Annotated in this window: 17 protein-coding genes and 1 other RNA gene; 10 read left to right on the top strand and 8 right to left on the bottom strand. The window is 66.3% G+C overall.

Going from position 1 to position 16,952, the window contains the following annotated elements; genetic code table 11:
* Positions 1-9 precede the first annotated feature (9 nt).
* Both ACP59X_RS14215 and ACP59X_RS14210 read right to left on the bottom strand, forming a co-directional pair.
* Complete coding sequence (locus ACP59X_RS14215) at positions 10-1,341, bottom strand: vWA domain-containing protein (protein WP_428559456.1); 1,332 nt, start codon at positions 1,339-1,341, stop codon at positions 10-12.
* Complete coding sequence (locus ACP59X_RS14210; protein ID WP_428559454.1) at positions 1,338-2,321, bottom strand: AAA family ATPase; 984 nt, start codon at positions 2,319-2,321, stop codon at positions 1,338-1,340. Before ACP59X_RS14210 ends, ACP59X_RS14215 begins: the two co-directional genes overlap by 4 nt.
* Before the next feature lie 342 nt (positions 2,322-2,663).
* On the opposite strand from ACP59X_RS14210, the gene ACP59X_RS14205 reads away from it, so the two are divergent.
* Together ACP59X_RS14205 and ACP59X_RS14200 are read left to right on the top strand one after the other, a co-directional pair.
* Positions 2,664-3,417, top strand: a protein-coding gene (locus ACP59X_RS14205) for an IS5 family transposase (RefSeq protein WP_428558424.1) whose coding sequence is annotated in 2 segments (ribosomal slippage) — positions 2,664-2,992 and positions 2,991-3,417 — 756 coding nt in all. Because the reading frame shifts where the segments join, the coding sequence is not laid out codon by codon here.
* Between the two features lie 175 nt (positions 3,418-3,592).
* Positions 3,593-4,111 carry a hypothetical protein gene (locus tag ACP59X_RS14200; RefSeq protein WP_428559452.1) on the top strand — a complete coding sequence of 173 codons (519 nt, stop codon included), beginning with the start codon at positions 3,593-3,595 and terminating at the stop codon, positions 4,109-4,111.
* A gap of 292 nt (positions 4,112-4,403) precedes the next feature.
* On the opposite strand, the gene ACP59X_RS14195 is transcribed toward ACP59X_RS14200, so the two are convergent.
* Positions 4,404-5,612 carry an IS256 family transposase gene (locus ACP59X_RS14195; protein ID WP_428558936.1) on the bottom strand — a complete coding sequence of 403 codons (1,209 nt, stop codon included), beginning with the start codon at positions 5,610-5,612 and terminating at the stop codon, positions 4,404-4,406.
* 136 nt (positions 5,613-5,748) lie between these two features.
* On the opposite strand from ACP59X_RS14195, the gene ACP59X_RS14190 reads away from it, so the two are divergent.
* On the top strand, positions 5,749-6,486 hold the full coding sequence (locus ACP59X_RS14190) for a hypothetical protein (RefSeq protein ID WP_428559450.1): 738 nt from the start codon (positions 5,749-5,751) through the stop codon (positions 6,484-6,486).
* A gap of 168 nt (positions 6,487-6,654) precedes the next feature.
* Here ACP59X_RS14190 and ACP59X_RS14185 read toward each other — a convergent pair whose 3' ends face one another.
* The 4 genes from ACP59X_RS14185 to rnpB form a co-directional block, all read right to left on the bottom strand.
* Positions 6,655-6,873, bottom strand: coding sequence for a hypothetical protein (locus ACP59X_RS14185; protein WP_428559447.1), 219 nt, complete (start codon positions 6,871-6,873; stop codon positions 6,655-6,657).
* 14 nt (positions 6,874-6,887) lie between these two features.
* The gene (locus tag ACP59X_RS14180; RefSeq protein ID WP_428559445.1) at positions 6,888-7,202 is read right to left on the bottom strand and encodes a type II toxin-antitoxin system HicA family toxin; all 315 of its coding nucleotides are present in this window, start codon (positions 7,200-7,202) and stop codon (positions 6,888-6,890) included.
* A gap of 28 nt (positions 7,203-7,230) precedes the next feature.
* Positions 7,231-8,460: a 2-C-methyl-D-erythritol 4-phosphate cytidylyltransferase gene (gene ispD, locus ACP59X_RS14175; RefSeq protein WP_428559442.1), complete on the bottom strand. Its 1,230-nt coding sequence runs from the start codon at positions 8,458-8,460 to the stop codon at positions 7,231-7,233.
* Between the two features lie 28 nt (positions 8,461-8,488).
* Positions 8,489-8,854, bottom strand: an RNA gene (gene rnpB, locus ACP59X_RS14170) — RNase P RNA component class A.
* Positions 8,855-8,980: 126 nt separating this feature from the next.
* Between rnpB and ACP59X_RS14165 the strand changes: the two genes are divergently transcribed.
* The 3 genes from ACP59X_RS14165 (at position 8,981) to ACP59X_RS14155 (ending at position 12,265) form a co-directional block, all read left to right on the top strand.
* Positions 8,981-9,391, top strand: a complete 411-nt coding sequence (locus ACP59X_RS14165; RefSeq protein ID WP_428559440.1) for a surface-adhesin E family protein — start codon at positions 8,981-8,983, stop codon at positions 9,389-9,391.
* A 23-nt stretch (positions 9,392-9,414) separates the two neighbouring features.
* Positions 9,415-10,161 (top strand): DUF547 domain-containing protein, encoded by a 747-nt coding sequence (locus tag ACP59X_RS14160; protein WP_428559437.1) that lies wholly within the window; start codon positions 9,415-9,417, stop codon positions 10,159-10,161.
* Between the two features lie 142 nt (positions 10,162-10,303).
* A complete protein-coding gene (locus ACP59X_RS14155; protein WP_428559434.1) occupies positions 10,304-12,265 on the top strand; it encodes a glycosyltransferase in 1,962 nt (653 codons plus the stop codon).
* Here ACP59X_RS14155 and ACP59X_RS14150 read toward each other — a convergent pair.
* Positions 12,247-12,774, bottom strand: a complete 528-nt coding sequence (locus ACP59X_RS14150; RefSeq protein WP_428559432.1) for a rhodanese-like domain-containing protein — start codon at positions 12,772-12,774, stop codon at positions 12,247-12,249. The two genes, ACP59X_RS14155 and ACP59X_RS14150, sit on opposite strands and share 19 nt — an antisense overlap.
* Positions 12,775-13,073: 299 nt before the next feature.
* Here ACP59X_RS14150 and ACP59X_RS14145 point away from each other — a divergent pair, with 299 nt between their 5' ends.
* The 4 genes from ACP59X_RS14145 to ACP59X_RS14130 all read left to right on the top strand — a co-directional run bounded on the left by ACP59X_RS14145 (position 13,074) and on the right by ACP59X_RS14130 (position 16,950).
* Complete coding sequence (locus ACP59X_RS14145) at positions 13,074-13,862, top strand: DsbA family protein (protein ID WP_428559430.1); 789 nt, start codon at positions 13,074-13,076, stop codon at positions 13,860-13,862.
* A 90-nt stretch (positions 13,863-13,952) separates the two neighbouring features.
* Positions 13,953-15,308, top strand: coding sequence for a sensor histidine kinase (locus tag ACP59X_RS14140; protein ID WP_428559428.1), 1,356 nt, complete (start codon positions 13,953-13,955; stop codon positions 15,306-15,308).
* Positions 15,305-16,000, top strand: a complete 696-nt coding sequence (locus ACP59X_RS14135; RefSeq protein ID WP_428559426.1) for a C40 family peptidase — start codon at positions 15,305-15,307, stop codon at positions 15,998-16,000. Before ACP59X_RS14140 ends, ACP59X_RS14135 begins: the two co-directional genes overlap by 4 nt.
* Before the next feature lie 44 nt (positions 16,001-16,044).
* Positions 16,045-16,950: a nitroreductase family protein gene (locus ACP59X_RS14130; RefSeq protein ID WP_428559424.1), complete on the top strand. Its 906-nt coding sequence runs from the start codon at positions 16,045-16,047 to the stop codon at positions 16,948-16,950.
* Positions 16,951-16,952 lie beyond the last annotated feature (2 nt).

Genomic DNA, 16,952 nt, shown 5'->3' with positions numbered 1-16,952 from the left:
GCCTTCTCCTTACAGGGGGGGCAGTTCCAGGACCTCGCCGAAGGGCGGGCGGGTTCGGGGCGAGGCCGGCGCGGCCCACAGGACCGGGTAGGCCGGCTCGTCGGGAAAACGGTCGCATTGCATGTCCGTGAGATAGATCAGGCAGGCCGGGCGCAGGCCCTCGGCCTCGACGCGCCAAAACACCGGCCGGTAGTCCGTGCCGCCGCCGCCCGTGGGGAAAAGCCTGAGCGGGGGGTCGTTTCGGGTGAGGATGACGGGCTGCGACGCGGCGGCGTCGCAGAAATAGACGACCAGCCGGGCGTCGCAGACATCGAGGATGGCCGACAGTTCGGCGCAAAAGGCCGCAAGCAGCGCCCTTCCCACCGAGCCCGAGGTGTCGATGGCCAGCACCACGTCGCCGAGCGTCTGGCTGCGCGGCGAGGGCAGGTAGAGCCCGGCATGGATGTGGCGGCGGTTGGGCGGCGACCAGGTGTAGTCGCCAACCGCCCGCGACAGGATGAAACGGCGCAGCAGCGTGGCCCAGGGGAGTTTCGGCCGGGCCAGCTCGCCAAGTTGCCGGGCCAGGTTCCCCGGCAGGTTGCCCATGTCGGCCGCCGAACGCAGGGACTGGCTCACGTCCTGGCGCACCTTGGCCGCCAGATCGCGGCCCTTGGCCTGGCTCGGGTCGCCGGAAAGGTCGGGATGGTCGCGCACCTCGCCGGCCAGCCCGCCGGGGGCGCCGTCGCGGGCCTTGTCCGGGGCGTCCTTGTCCCCGCGGGCCGACTGGCGGGTCATTTTCGCCGCTTTCGCATCCAGGGCGGCCGTGGCGGCCGAGGCCTCGGGCGTCTTGCCGGCAAAGGGGGCGTTGCCCTCGCCGCCGCCCAGGGCCTCGGGCGAGGCCGCCTCCCGGCGCTTGGCCGGTTTGCCGCCGCCGCCGCCGGGGCGCTCCTCGCGGTCGGCGGCAAGGGCCGCATAGATGCATTCCGCCGTCTGTCCCGTCCTGGCAGCGTCAAAGGGATAGCCCCGGGGCAGGGTGAAGCCGGCCTCCACGAGCAGGCCGTTTATGGCCAGGTCGCAGGCCTTGTTCCAGAGCGCCTTGTCGCGGCCGCGCCGGCGCAGGTGGTGCTCGAAGGAAACGTGCAGGATCACGTGGGCGAGCATGGCCGCGATGTCTTCCTCGTCGCGGTCGGCCAGGGCATTGGGGTTGTAGCCGAGGGTCAGGCCGTCGGTCCACAGGTCGCGGCAGCCCGTGTCCTCGCGCAGGGAAAGCCGCAGGGCCATGGCCCCGAAAAAGGGATGGGCCAGCACCAGCTCCATCCTGGCCCGGCCGAGCGTTCGGGCGACGGGATCGGGGCCGTTCACGCGAAAACCTCGGCGTTGGCCCGCGCCCAGGCGGCGAAGGCGTCGGTGGCCACGATCCCCTGGTCGTGGCGGGCGGCCTCGCGCATGAGCAGCACCCCGAATTCCGCCGGCAGCCGCGCGGCGTAGCGCGAGATGGCCGGCATGGTTTCGGCGCTGGCCAGGCGTCCCAACGCCTCGCAGATGGCCTGCGTCACGGCCGGATCGGCCGGCGCCGGCGCGGCGTCGGGGTCGGCCAGCACGGCGGCGGTGTCGGGAAGCTCGCGCCACAGGCGCAAAAACGCGGCGAATTCCACGGCCGCGCCCTCGCCCACGGCCCCGGCGAGCAGTTCGCGCTCCACCCGGCCCTCTGGCCGGGCCGAAAGCACGTTGGAGACGAATTCCCAGGTGCGCGGCGAGGGGAAGGCCCGATCGGCCCGGGCCGGGTCGAAATCGTGGAGCAGGGCCGGGCGCAGCCGCAAAAAGGCGACGACTTCCGGCCGGATGCCGGAAACCTCGGCCCAGGCGGCCCAGTCCTCGAGGCCGGGCTCGAAGTCCAGGTGCACGAAGCGGTTGGCCAGGGCCGAGGGCATGCGGTGGGTGACGGCCCGGTCCTGGTCGCGGTTGCCGGCGGCCAGCACGCGCCAGCCCTCGGGCAGGCGGTATTCGCCAAGGGCCCGGTCGAGGATGAGCTGGTAGCAGGCGGCCTGCACCAGCGGCGGGGCGGCGTTTAATTCGTCGAGGAAGAGCACCCCCCGGCCGCCGGTCGGCAAAAAGGCCGGGGCGCGCCAGTGGGTGCGGCCATCCTGGCCGATGTGCGGCAGGCCGCGCAGGTCCACGGGATCGAGCAGCACGGCCCGGATATCGATCAGGGGCAGGTCCAGGGCGGCGGCGGTCTGGGCCACCACTTGGCTTTTGCCCACGCCCGGCGGCCCCCAGAGGAAGACGGGCTGGCGGGCGGCAAGCAGGGTTTCCAGGGCGCGGGCGACATGGGATGGAATCACAAAAAAGCCTCCGAAGGGGTTTTGCCCGGACCGTCCGCCAGGCGGAGCAGGGACGCGCCGCCGGCCCGGCGCGGACTTCCGGACCGTGCGGTGCGCGGGCGAAGCCCCTGTGGCGAGCGATCCGGGACGAAGCCTTGGTATTGATAATGAGAATGAATGTCAATAAAAGGGGTTTATGACGGGCACACGTGGCGATCGTCAAGATGGGCTGGAGTGGCGTGCAGTGCATGGGCCATCCAAAATACCGGGTCAAGCCATTTGCGGGGGAAAAGCCATGACGACAGCTAGGCCGTGTAGACATTTGATCTGTCCCATGCTATTCCTCTCTACAGGAGGGATACAATGGAGCTACGACACACCATTACTGATGAGCAATGGGACAAGATAAAGGACGCTCTTCCCGGAAAAGCCGGTGATAGAGGAAGAACGGCGGAAGACAATCGGCTTTTCCTTAACGCGGTGATGTGGATGGCCAAGACCGGAGCACCATGGCGCGACTTGCCTACTTGTTATGGCAAGTGGTCAACAGTACACAAACGATTTATTCGATGGTCAAAAAATGGCGTCTGGCAAATGATCTTCAACACCTTAGCAGCTGATGCGGATACGGAATGGCTTATGATTGACAGCACCATTGTTCGGGCACATCAACATGCCGCTGGCGCAAAGGGGGCAGCAGTTTCAGGAATTCGGTAGATCAAAAGGTGGGTTCTCCACGAAAGTCCATGCTACAACTGATTCATTAGGTTGTCCAACAAAATTTATCCTTACAGGTGGCAATGAATCGGATTATAATCAAGCTTTGCCTTTAATAGAAGATCAACAAGCTGATTTTGTGCTTGCAGACAAGGGATATGACTCGCAGGCTATCGTTGATGCCATCAGATCGAAAGGGGCCGAGCCTGTTATCCCGCCCCGTTCTCTTCGGAAGATGCCTCGCGATTATGACCGCCATATCTACAAGGAAAGAAATGCGATCGAACGCATGTTCAATAAGATCAAACAGTTTAGGAGAATTGCCACACGATATGACAAGCTGGCCATCGCATACTTGTCGTTTCTCCATGTGGCGGCGATAGCTGTCTGGCTACGGTAAATGTCTACACAACCTAGAAAACTGATTGACGTGGGATGTATTATTTTCGAGAAACGTCAGAAGAGATTCGAAAGGACTATAAGAAAATGGAGTGGCTGGAAGGGGTTTTCGAATTCGGCCGAGTGTATGGGTTGGCGAGTGTCTGACATGATGGACGCGTTGCCAGGAGGTATGTATGCACGTATTATACAATGTATTTCGATTGTCGTTGTTGTTTTGTGGTATGATGTTCCCAGTATATGCTTGGGGAAACGAGCTTTTTAATTCTCTTCAAAAGTATATAGATAAGGGGGCATGCCCATTTGAGTGCTGCACATACAGGCAATGGAAAGTGACGCGCCAGACTGTACTCTACGATAATCCTGATAGTTCAAAGCCAATAGGTCTGCTAAAGGCTGGAGAGTCAGTGAGGGGAATTACTGGAGAAGTCTGGTCGATTCCTGTTGAAATGACGGCTTTGCATGACATACCGCAGAGTAATGTGAAAAGTGGCGATGTGTTTTATGTCTTGAACTATGCCGGTGAGGGGAACTGGAAGGTCTGGCATAAGGGAAGATTTTCATCTGTGCATCAAGAAGATGTCAAGTTAAGGAAGCCGAAGTGCGAATGGTGGGTAAAGATTGTAGATTCCAACGGGAATATGGGCTGGGCCTTGTCTGATGGTAATTTTTCTGGTCAAGATGCCTGCGGGTAGTATTGGAGTATGTGTCCGCAATTCGTTGGAGGTAAAGTGCGATAATTGAATGGTCAGAAGCAGGCCGATTGCTGGGGTATTGTGATGAAATATATTTGCCTGTGGTGCGGATTGAGTTTGTCGATGCTTTTTCTTGGCAATACTGCATGTGCTCAGCAGGCCGATTTTAAAAACTATACATATGTACTGTCTGAGGAGGCGAAAGATCATCTTGGCGTAGGTCATGACATAAAAGTTCAGGTCACGTCCGTCAACGTGGTGTAAATTCTGGTGTGCTTGAGGTGGCCCTCGGTCAGGCTGCTCTTGGTGGAATTTGGGCTGGCTGCGCCTCGTTTGGTTGGGTGTTGAGTTCGGCCATGGCCTCGACCTGCATGTAGCGGCTTTGCAGCTGCCACTCGTCGTTTTGCTCCAGTAAGATGGCCCCGATGAGCCGGATGATGGACTGTTCGTTGGGGAAGATGCCGACTACGTCCGCCCGCCGCTTCACTTCTTTATTGAGCCTTTCCAGCGGATTGGTGCTGTGCAGCTTGACCCGATGCTGCGCCGGGAAGGTCATGTAGGCCAGCACGTCGTGCTCGGTTTCGTCCATGAAGCTGGCGAGCCGTGGCCATTTTCCACGAAGCTGATCGGCGACATGCCGCCAGGTCTGGCTGGCGTTGGCCGCATCCGGCTGTAAAAAGGCCTGGCGCAGGGCGGCCGAGACCATGGCGTGCTGGGACTTGGGAACCCGGGCCAAGGCGTTTCGCATCCAGTGGACCCGGCAGCGTTGCCACGTGGCCCCGAACGTCTTGGCCATGGCGGCCTTGAGGCCTTCATGGGCGTCGGAGACGACAAGCCTCACGCCGCCAAGTCCCCGACGAAGAAGGCTTTTGAGGAAAAAAGACCAGAACGGCTCGGCCTCGCTGGGGCCGATGTGCAGTCCCACGATTTCTCTGCGGCCTTCGGTGTTCGCCGCCACGGCGATTATGGCGGCGACGCTGACCACCCGGCCGCCTTCGCGCTGCTTGAGGTAGGTTGCGTCCAGCCACAAATAGGGCCATTCGCCGGTCAGCGGCCGAGAAAGAAAGGCATGGACCCGTTCATCAATGTCCTTGCACAGCTTGGACACCTGGGACTTGGAGATGCCGGAAAGGCCCATGGCCTGGACCAGATCATCCACGCGCCGCGTGGAGATGCCGCCGATCCAGGCTTCCTGGATGACGGCCACCAAGGCGCGTTCGCTGGTCTTGCGTGGCTCCAGGAAGGGCGGAAAGTAGCTGCCCTGGCGCAGCTTGGGGATGCGCAGTTGCAAGGAGCCGATGCGGGTATCAAGGCTGCGGTCACGGTAGCCGTTGCGGTAGCTGACTCGCTCGGGGCTTCGCTCGTGGCGGCTGGCCCCGATGAGGCCGTCCACATCGGCTTCCATGAGAAGCTGCAGGACGGCTTCCGCCAGGGAGCGGAGAAAATCGCCGCCGTCGGCCTTTTGCATCAGCTCGATTAATGCCATGCTGTCCTCGGCCATCGTGGTCTCCTTTGGTTGCAGGTGCGGCGTCGTAACTTCACCTTACAGCCAATTGACCCGATGGCCACCTCGCCCATTCCGTCCGGGCCGGAGGCTCTCCCCCGGCCTGGACGACTTCAGAATTTACACCACCTCCGTGGACGCTACCAAAGTTCAAAATGGTATGTTTTCAAATGCCAATGGCAATTTCAGTATCGATAGAGTGGTTTATGGCGATGGTATTGCTGTGGTTGTCGTTGAGTATGGAATTCACGGGATAAATCATCCTCTTCGTGATGTTTATGTTTTTAAGCTGGTAGGTGGCGCGCAACTGTTGAAGCTGTTGGCTTTGAAGGATATGGCCAATGATTGTGGCCGCTGGTTCGATCCGGAAACTGTCCTGGATGTCGTGGTTGATAATGTTTCCGTGGCAGGCAGTCAGGTAATAGTCCCAATTTATACGGACGGCCCTCGATGCTGTCCGGAAAATATAGCTTTCCTCGTGTATGATACCAACGTCGCCCCCTTGCGATTGGTGGATAAGCCCCACAAGGAACGCTTCATTCCTGTTGATAAAAGAGATAACAAAGATAGTAACGCTTCTTCTCTATTCAGCATCGCTTCTGGTCAGGATCAGGCGCCACCGCCGTCCCTTGCTGGAAAGTGGAAGTGGTTTACTGGTGATATACATACATTTAGGGCTGACGGTTCCATTGATACCTCCTCGCGGTTTCTTCCAAACTCATCCTGGAGTTGCGAAGATGCCCAGGCGCGAAGATATGTTATCATATGGATGGGGGGAAAGTTTGTTGACCATGTGACCATCTCGCCGGATGGCTTGAGTTTGTCGGGAAAAAATCAGTATGGGCATCACGTAACCGGGCGCAGGCTTTGATCGTTTCGTATCGCGCACCACGGATGCGGATGGCGGCGGCACACGCATGCAGGGGCATGGCGCCGTTTGCGGGGGCCACCACCTCGGAGGTGCCCGGGCTGGGGTAGCCACCAGGCTCCAGGGCCGATCCGGTGGCTTGCCAGGCTTTTGTCGGCCGGGCGGCCGGTGTCAGGCTTGCCCGGGATCGGGGGCCAGGCAGGCTTCGCCGCACACGGCCAGATAATCGTCCACGGCCTCCTCGAAGGCCCGTTGCAGGGCCTCGGGCGTGGCGGCGTGAAAGGTCACGATGTCGTGGATGCCGGCGATGCGGCCATGGAGGCCGCCGTCCTCGGGCCGGCACTCCAGGCAATAGCCCTTGTAGGTGGCGTAGCAGGCGTCGGTGGCCATATTTCCCCCAAGGCTCAGGCGGCCGCGCCGGCCCGGAACAGGAATTCCCGGACATCGGCGGCGCAGGGTTTTCCCAGCACGTTTTCCGGGTGGGGCCGGTGGAAAAAGCCCTTCACCCCGCCAAGCAGGAACCGGACCCGCGAACCGGTGGTTTTCTGGTGGTGGTGGATTTCCCGCCCCCCGAGCGCCCGGATGAGCGCCGTCACCTCGTCCCAGGCGATGTCCGCCCGGGGCGGGCTGGCGAAAAGGGCCTGCCAGGTGCGCAGCCTGGCGCTGTTGAGTTTGACCGGCGGCTTCGGCGGGACTGGTGCGGCGGCAGTCGGGGCCATGGCAAGGGGAACCTTGGTCGGTTGGGGGTCAGGACGCGGGCGCGTCAGGGTCCGTCACGGGCCGCCGCAGGCCGGTGACCACGGCCACGGCCTTGATGCCTTTTTTTTCGCCCGTAAAGCCCAGGCCCTCCTCGGTGGTGGCCTTGACGTTGACCTGGGACCGGTCGAGGCCCAGAAGCGCCGCCACGTTGAGGCGGATGGCCTGGGCATGGGGGTGGATGCGCGGGATTTGCGCGATGATGGTCAGGTCCACGTGGCTGATGGTCAGCCCCTTGGATCGGGCCAGGATGAGCGCCTCGCTGACGAAGACACCCGAGGCCATGTTGTCGAAATCCGGATTGGAGTCCGGATAGAGCGTACCGATGTCGCCGGCGGCCACGCAGCCCAGGATGGCGTCGGTGAGCGCATGGAGCAGCACGTCGCCGTCGGAGTGGGCCAGCACCTCGGGGGCGCCGAGGATGGGGTAGCCGCCGAGCTTCATGGGCCGGGCCGGCTGTTTGCCGGGCTTAAGCGGGTCGGCGTAGCGGTGGACGTCGTAGCCGTAGCCGACGACGGGATGGGCGGGGGCGGCGCGTTCGGCGAGCAAGGCCAGGTCCTCGGGGTTGGTGATTTTGCGGTTTTCCGGCGAGCCGGCCACGATGGCCACGGGCAGCCCCAGGTGTTCGACCAGGCTCGCGTCGTCGGTGACGTCGCAGCCCTCGCCGGCCGCGGCGAAGGCCCGGCGCAACAGGCCGAGGTCGAACCCCTGGGGGGTCTGCACGGCAGCCAGGCTCTTGCGGTCGAGGGTGCGCACGACCAGGCCGTCGCGGGCCTCCTTGACGGTGTCGGTCACGGGCAGGGCCGGGATGACGGCGCCGGCCCCGGCGGCCAGGGCGTCCAGCACCCGGGCGATGAGCCCCGCGTCCACGAAGGGCCGGGCGGCGTCGTGGACGAGCACGGTGCGGCAGCCCGCCGGCAGGGCGGCCAGTCCATTGGCCACGGAATCCTGGCGCCGCACGCCCCCGGCCGTGACGGCCACGGCCACGCCCGGATCCTTTTTGGCCAGAAGCGCCGTGAGCTCGGCGCGGGCCTCGTCCAGGTCGTCAGGCGGAAAAACGACCACGATGCCGGCCATCTCCGGGCATTGGGCGAAGGTGGCGAGCGATCGCCAGTACAGCGGCTTGCCGGCCAGGCGCAGGAACTGTTTCTTGACGCCGCCCGAGGCCTGGGCCAGGCGGGTGCCCGACCCGGCGGCGAGCAGCACGGTCCACACCGACACGGGATTCCTTTGGTTGGCGGTGGAAAAAAAGGGGAGCCGGCCGATAAGCCGGGTTCTGTTCCCCGGAGGATCCGGGGCGGCTGTCATTCCTCTAGGGCCGTGGTTACCCACGGCCTCAAGCAACCTACCCGAGGGCACGGCCGGGCCAGCCTTGACGCCCTCCTATTTGGTTTTGCTCCGAACGGGGCTTGCCGAGCTTACCGCGTCACCGCGGCAACTGGTGGGCTCTTACCCCACCGTTTCACCCTTACCCGCGCGGGTCGCGCGGGCGGTTTGCTTTCTGTGGCGCTCTCCCGGGATCGCTCCCGCTGGGGGTTACCCAGCGTCCCGCCCTGTGGAGCCCGGACTTTCCTCCCCGGGCCAAACGGCCCGCGACGACAGCCTGTCCGACTCCCCGATTCCTCATAAAACGCCTTGGCGCGTTCGTCAAAGGGGCAGGCCGCGTGTGCTTGTGCCCTGGCCGGGCCGGTGCTAGTGAGAAGGCTGGACAACCGCGGGGATCGTGAGTGAGGAGGAGCGGATGCGTCTGATCATACTGCTGTCCGTGCTGCTGGGAGCGGTTGGGGTCGGGCCGGCCCTGGCCACGGACTGGAGGTTTCTGGCCGCCCATGACGACCAGTCCGTGACGCTTTTCTACGACCGCCAATCGGTGCGGGTGACCGGGGATTTCGTCCAGATCCGCGTGAAGCGGGTCTTTTCCGAACAGGAAGGCCGGGAGTTGGCCGAGGACCATGGCGTGCCCGAACCGGTGGCCTATTCCGTGGAACGGGTGACCCTGGATTGCGCCGGCAAGCGCATCGCCCGCCGGGCGGCGGCCTGGGTCGGCGTCAGCGGCAAGACCCTCGACCGCGACGCCCCGGCCTCGGGCCTGCCCTGGCGGCCCATGCGGCCGGGCGGGCTTGGCCGGGCTCTGTGCGAGGAACTCGATTAATAGCCGCAACGGCGGGAAGGCGTATGATGGTGCGAGGCGTCATGGCGGCGGCCTGGGCCGTGGTGTTGCTGACGGCGATTGTGGCCCTGGCCGGCCAGGATCGGGACGCGCCCTATGCGGCGCTTTTGGCGGCCCATGTCCATGACGGCGTCGTGGACTACGCCGGGCTCAAGGGCCGGGAAAAGGAGCTCGACGCCTACCTGGAGGCCCTGACTCGCGTGGACCCGGCAAGCCTCAACCGCGAGGAGCGCTTCGCCTATTACATCAACGTCTACAACGCCTGGACCCTCAAGCTCATCCTCGAACACTATCCCGGCATCGGCTCCATCAAGGAGGCGGGGAGCCTTTTGCGCTCCCCCTGGAAACGCACCTTCGTGCGGCTCAAAAGCGGCACGGTCAGCCTCGACGACGTGGAGCACGGCCTCCTGCGGCCCCAGTTTCGCGACCCCCGGGTCCATTTCGCCGTCAACTGCGCCTCCGTGAGCTGCCCGCCCCTGGCCAGCGCGCCCTACGAGGGGGCCGGCCTGGACGCCGCCCTGGACGCGGCGGCGCGCCGGTTCATCAACAATCCGGCCAATACGTTTGTAAAAGACGGCACGCTCCACGTCAGCCGCATCTTCGACTGGTACGGCGACGACTTCGGCGGCCGGCAAGGCGTGTGGGCCTTCGTTCGCCGCTATGCCGACCCGGAGTTGGCCGGGAAGATGGACGCGGCCAAGGAACAGGACCTGGCCTACCTGCCTTACGACTGGTCGCTCAACGGGCGCTGATCATGCCTGAACCCGGCCGCCTTGCGCCCCCGCCTTCCGTGCTGCAAGGGCTTCGCCTCCCGGGGGGCTTGGCGTGTTGGCCAGGCTGATGGTGCCCAGGGCGCCGGCCTGGCTCCGAGGGCTTCACCCCCTGTGGGCGCTTATGGCCTGCCTGCTCGCCCTGGCCACCTGCGGTCCGCTGACGGTCGGGCGCGCCGGCTACGCCGCCTGCTTCCTGGCCGCCTTTGGCGCCCTGGCCTGGTTGGCCAGGAGTTTTCCGGCCTGGTCGCGGGCCAGGGCCGTGGCCGTCCTTTTGGGCCTGGGGCTCGGCCTGCGGCTGGTCTTCCTGTGGGCCTGGCCGGCGGACAGCGACGTCAACCGCTACGTCGTCGAAGGCGCGCTGCAACTGGCCGGCGGCAACCCCTATGCCCTGGCGCCGGGCGACGCGCGCCTTTTGGCCCTGCTGCCCGAGACCCTGCGGCAGGTCCTGGCCGGGGTCAACCACAAGGAACTGGCCGCCGCCTACCCGCCCCTGGCCGAGCTCTACTGCCGGCTGGTGGCCGCTCTTTCGCCCACGCCCCTGGCCTTCAAGGCTGCCGCCGGCCTGCTCGACCTGCTTGGCTGCGCCGTCCTGGCCGGTTGGCTGTGGCGCCGGGCCGCGCGGGTGTCCCTCTTGGCCCTGGCGGCCCTCAACCCCCTGTCCCTGGCCATGGGCGCCGGCGAAGGGCACCTGGACGCGGCCATGCTGCCGCTTTTCGCCCTGGCCCTGGCGGCCTTCGGGGCACGGCGGGACGGCTGGGGCTTTTTGTGCCTGGGCGCGGCCGGGTTGGTCAAATATCCGGCCCTGGTACTGGCCGCCTTTTTTCTGCGGGGCGACAATGCCCGCAAGGCCTGGCCGGTCCTGGTGCCGTTCGTGGCTTTCGGGTTTTTCGGCCAGGGGGAGGGGAGCTTTTTCGCCTCGCTTTTCGCCTTCGCCGGCCACAATGCCCACGGCGGGCCGGTGACGGCGCTGTTGTGGCCGGTTTGCGGCCGGTTTGCGCCGCTTTGCTCCCTGGCCCTGGGCGGCGCGGCCTTGGCCGTCCTCTGGCTGGCCATCCAGGACAGTCGGCGCGGGCCCATGGCGGCCTTTGTCACGGTGCTGGCCTGTCTGCCGACCGTCTATCCCTGGTATTTCCTGCCCCTTGTGTCGTTGTGGCTGGCCCGGCCGACCTGGGCCGCCGGGTGGCTGCTTGCGGCCCAGGGCCTGTGCACCGCACCGGCCTGGCTGCGGCCCGTGGGCCTTGGCGGCGAAGCGGCGGCCATGGCAACCGTGTGGCTGCCTTTTCTCGGGCTGACTGTGTGGGGCTGGTTTCGGCCGGGGCTGTTGGTCCCTGTCCGGGGGATACCGCCTGTTGCCGGCCTGTCGGTGGTGGTGCCGACGCGCGACGAGGCCGCCCGGCTGGGAACCTGCCTGGCCGCCCTCGAACCGGCCCGCCGGGCCGGCCAGGTGGGCGAGGTGATCGTGGCTGACGGGGGCTCGCAGGACGCCACGGCCCTGGTGGCCCTGGCCCACGGGGCCCGGTTGCTTGCGGCCGGCGGCGGCCGGGGCGGGCAGATCGCTGCCGGTGTGGCCGCCTGCCGGGGCGAGGCCGTGCTCGTGCTCCACGCCGACTGCGTCTGCCGGGCCGAGGTGCCGGGCCGGGTGCTGGCGGCCCTCGATGCCGGGCCGGAGTTGGCCGGCGGGGCGGTGGGCATGCGTTTCGCCGCCGGCGGGGCGGGGCTGCGCCTTGTCGCCGGCCTCAACGCCCTGCGCGCCCGGGCAACGGGCATCAGTTTCGGCGACCAGGGCCAGTTTTTCCGCCGCCAGGCCCTGGAAGCCGTTGGCGGGATGCCGGAAATGGCCCTTATGGAAGACGTGGAACTGGCCTTGCGGCTGCGGCAGGCCGGCGAGACGGCGCTTTGCGGCGGCGGGCTGACCGTTTCACCGCGCCGCTGGGAGGGCCGGGGCTTTGCGGCCCAGGTCGGCGGCGTGTTGCGGCTCTTTTGCGCCTACCTGGCCGGCCGCCGCCTGGGCCTGGCCGATGCCACCGGCCGGCGCTACTTCCTGCGGTATTACGGGCGCGCCCCTCACCAGACCGAGACGTAACCCGTCGGGGCCAGATCCCAGGTGCGGCCGTAGACATGGACGGTTTTGGTCGGCGCGCCCTTGGCGTCGATCAGGCTGCCGCCGGCATGGAGCCAGCCGAGGATGCCGCCGGCCAGGTTGGCCACGGGCAGCCCGGCCCTGGCCTCCTTCTGGGCCCACAGGCCGCTGCGGTAGCCGACCGTGCAGTAGGCCACGGCTTTTTTCCCGGCGAAACGGCCCGGGTCGGCCAGGTATTCCTTGGCCGTGACCGCGCCGGGCAGGGTGGAAACGGCCCGTTCGGCCGGTTCGCGCACATCGATGGGCAGCAGTTCGCCCCGGGCCGCCAGGGCCACGGCTGCCTCGGCCGTGATTTCCGGGGTCTGGGGGAAGCTCTTTTTGTAGTCGGCATAGAGCGCGTCGACCTGGGCCTTGCGGCCGGCGTCGTCGGCCGGCGGCCGGGAACAGGCGGCCAGGGCGGCCAACACGGCCAGGGCCAGCAGCGGCCAGGAGGCAAGTTGCCGTCGATTCACGGTCCTCTCCTTGTCGTGTCCGTGCGCCGCGGGGTTTGAGCCGCGTCCGTGTCGCCGTCCCGTCGCCCGCGACGGCAGGACTCGGGCAGTCAGGTGCCGCCGGCGCGGCCTTTTTGCCCGGTCAGGCAAAAAAGAAAAACGCCCAGGGCGATGGCCACCATGAGGACGAGGTATTCCATGAGCCCAGCCTAGCACGGGCCGGGGCGCGCGTCGATGCCCGGCCCCGGATGACAGCCGCGGCGAAAGGTTTTATGAACCGGCCACGGCACAAGCCGACGCAACCAACCATCGGAGGACCCATGCGCAAGTGGAGTTGGCTGATCGCCCCCGTCCTGGCCGCGACCGTGGCCGGCCCGGTCCGGGCTGACGACGACCTGGACCGCGTGCAGAAAGTGCTGCGGGAACATCCCGAGATCATTGTCGAGGCCATAAGGCAGCAGGGGCCGGCCGTGCTGGAGGTCATCGAGGTCACGGCCCGCAACCGCCAAAAGGAGATGGAGCGCGCCCGGTTCGCCGCCGAGCTGGCCAAGCCCCTCAAGCCGGCCCTGGACGCCGGGCGGGCGGCCCTGGGACCCCAGGACGCGGCCGTGACCATCGTCGAATACTCCGATTTCCTGTGCCATTTCTGCGCCCAGGCGGCCGATACCGTCAAAAAACTCATCCAGAACCACCCCAAGGACGTGCGCCTGGTCTACAAGCACTTCGCCACGGGCAAAAACGACGTCCGGGCGGCCCTGTACTTCGAGGCCATCAACCTCCAGGACCCCAAAAAGGCCTGGAGCTTCATGGACAAGGCCTTTGCCGCCCAAAAGGACGTGTCGGAAAAGGGTGACGAAGCCCTTGTCGCCTTGGCCAAGGACCTCGGCGTGGACATGGACCGGCTGGCCAAGGACCTGGAACGCAAGGACCTTGCCGACCGTATCGCCGCCGACGTCAAGGAAGCCAGGGATTTCGGCTTCAACGGCACGCCGATCTTCTTGATCAACGGCGCGCCGGTGCGCGGGGCCGTGCCCTACGAGGTGCTGGAGGAATTCGTGACCGTGGCCAAGGACCCCAAGGCGGCCGCGGCCAAGGCCAAAAAACCCTGACATCGCGGCCCGGTTACACCGGGGCTTGTCATCGGGCCGGACCAGGCCTATTTGGAGAAAGGCCGGTGCGCCACCGGTCGGGGTCGTGTCATGCCAAGCGTGAGACAAATACTGGTCCACAACGTCATCAAAACCCTGCCGGTGGGGCTGGTGGTCTTCGATCCCAAAGGGATCGTCCTCGTGGCCAGCCCCTCGGCCGGGATGTTGCTCGGCCTGCCCCCGGACAGCCTGGAGGGCAAGGACTGGCACCAACTGGCCCGGCCCGAACCCGCCAACGAACAGTTCAACCGCAACCTGGCCGAGGCCGTGGAGCACGGCCGGGCCTTCCGCCACTGCCTCACCGATTACCTGCGCCCGGACGGCGAGCCGAGGCGCTTTTCCATGACCGCCTCCTGCCCGGAAAACGGCGGCAAGCGCGTGGGCGTGACCCTGCTCATCGACGACGTCACGGCGCTGTATCGCAGCCGGGAACGGGAAACCATCGTCTTGCGGGAAAAAAATCGCCTGCAATGCGACATGATCGAAAGCCTCAACAACCTGGCCCTGTCCGTGGCCCATCAGATCCGCAACCCGGCGGCGGCCATCGGCGGCTTTGCCCTCAAGCTCTTGCGCGAGCACAAGGAACGCCTCCTGTCCACCGAACATCCCGACATCATCTACCAGGAGGCCCGGCGGCTGGAGGAGTTGGTGGCGGCTGTGGTGCGCCTGGCCTCGTTGCCCCAGCCGCGCCTGACGGCCGTCAAGCTGCGCGAGCTGGTCGAGGAGGTGGTTTCCCGGGCCGCACAGGAGGCCGAGGACCTGCACAAGCGCCTGGAATGCGTGTGTTCCCTGGAGGATGTCGAGATCGTGGCCGACGCGGCCCTGCTGGGCCAGGCCCTCCAGGAAGTGCTATCCAACGCCCTGGAATTTTCCGGCCGCGACGTGGCCCGGGTGGCCGTGACGCTGTCGCGGCGCGACCACGGCGTGATCCTGAGCATCATCGACGACGGGCCGGGGCTTCGGCCCGACCTGCTGCCCTTCGTCTTCGACCCGTTTTTCACCACCAAGGCGCGCGGGGCGGGCATCGGCCTGACCATCGCCCGCAAGGCCGTGCTGGAGCACAACGGCGACATCGTGCTGCAACCGGCCGACGGCGGCGGCACGGCCGTGGTCATGCGCCTTTTCGACACGCCCGAGGACGGCCTGGGCCGCGAGGCCTTCTACGGCCCCCTGGGCCTCGACGTGCGCGAGCTCAAGGCCAAGGCCCGGGAACTGGGCCTGGACGTGTCGGGGCTGACCACCATCGACGCCGTGCGGGCCATCCAGCAGGGCGAGGGCTTCGCGCCCTGTTTCGCCTGGGGCGTGCACGACCGTTGCGGCCAGGCCCTGTGCGCCTTCCGCCGTGAATGCGTCAAGACCACGCGCATCGGCGACGTGGGCAGCTTCACCTACGGGGGCGGCGCATGAGGCCGTGCCCGGGCGCCCAGCGCATCGCCCTGCCGGGGCTGGCGGCGCTTTTGTTGCTGTTGTGGGCCACCCCCGGGCTTGGCCGGACCATCTACGGCTACGAGGACAGCCTGGGCATGCTCCACACGAGTTCGGTCAAGGTCAACGAGCACTACAAGCCGCTTTACGAGGGCAAGGCCGATTTCGCCACGGTGCTGCGGGCCCTGCGGGAACAGGACGCCCTGGGCGGGCCGCCGCCGGCCAGGCCGCGGGTTGCCATGCCCGTGGACATGGGGCCGCTGCCCGAACGCGGCGAGCGCATCCTGGGGTTGGCCGCGCCGTACATGGGTGCGCCCTATCGGCTGGGCGGCGACGACGCGGCCGGCATCGACTGCTCGGGGCTCACCAAAGCCGTTTTTTCCCGCCTGGGCTGCGATTTGCCCCGGCAAAGCCGGTTGCAGGCCTCCCTGGGCGCTCCGGTGGCCCCTGGCGAACTGGAGGCCGGGGATCTGCTCTTTTTCGCCACGGACAAGGCCGTGGGCATAAGCCACGTGGGCATCTACCTCGGCGGCGGGCGCATGCTTCATTCGAGCCCTCGCCGGGGGGGCGTGGGCGTGGAGCGGCTTTCCGGCACGGACTACGAGCGCTGGTTCGTCTCGGCCAGGCGCCTGGCCCGGGCGCAGACGCCCCTGGCGGACAACACGCGGCCGTAAGCCCCGGGTGGCGGCAACGGCGGACACGCACACAAGGACCTGGCATGGCACATCCCGCTCCCCGGATCGATCCCGAAGCCTGCCTGGGCTGCGGCGCCTGCGCCCGGGCCTGCCCCTCGGACGTGCTTTTCTTCGACGGCCGCCGGGCGGTGGTTTCGGGCGCGTCCTGCATCGGCTGCGGCCATTGCCTGGCCGTGTGCCCGGCCGCGGCCGTTACCCTGCCCGGGCCGCCCAATTTCGCCGACGGCTTCGCCACCTTCACCCCGCCGGGAACGGTCGTGGCCCCGGGGGCGTTCTCTCCGGAGGAACTCCTCGATTTGCTGCGTTCGCGCCGTTCCTGCCGTTGCTACAAGGACAAGGCCGTGCCGGCGCCCATGCTCGAGGACCTGGTGCGCGCGGCCGTCACCGCGCCGTCGGGCACCAATTCCCAGGCCTGGACGTTCACCGTGCTGACGTCGCGGGCGGCGGTCCTGAGCCTGGGCGAGGCCGTGGCCGGGTTCTATCGGCGGCTCAATAAACTGGCGGCCAACGCGGTTTTTCGAAAAGTCTATGCGCTTCTCGGTCGGCCGGAGCTTGAGAACTATTACCGGGAGTATTACGCTGCCGTCGCGTCCGCGCTGGCCCGCTGGGACCGCGACCGCACGGACAGGCTTTTTCACGGCGCCACGGCGGCGATATGCATCGGTTCCCGGCCCGGGGCGAGCTGCCCGGCCGAGGACGCCCTGCTGGCCGCCCAGAACATGCTGCTGGCCGCCCATGCCCTGGGGCTGGGCTCGTGCCTGATCGGCTACGCCGTGGAGGCCATGCGCCACGACAAGCGCGTCAAGGCGGCGGCGGGGCTGCCGCCCGAGGAATCCGTCCATGCCGTGGTGGCCCTGGGCTGGCCGGATATCGTTTTTGCGCACCAGACGTCGCGGCGGCGGCCGGTGGTGCGCTACAAGACCGCCTGAGG

Origin of the sequence: Solidesulfovibrio sp. DCME (assembly GCF_049995385.1) — a bacterium.
Taxonomy (GTDB): domain Bacteria; phylum Desulfobacterota; class Desulfovibrionia; order Desulfovibrionales; family Desulfovibrionaceae; genus Solidesulfovibrio.
This window is presented reverse-complemented; position numbering and strand designations above follow the sequence as displayed.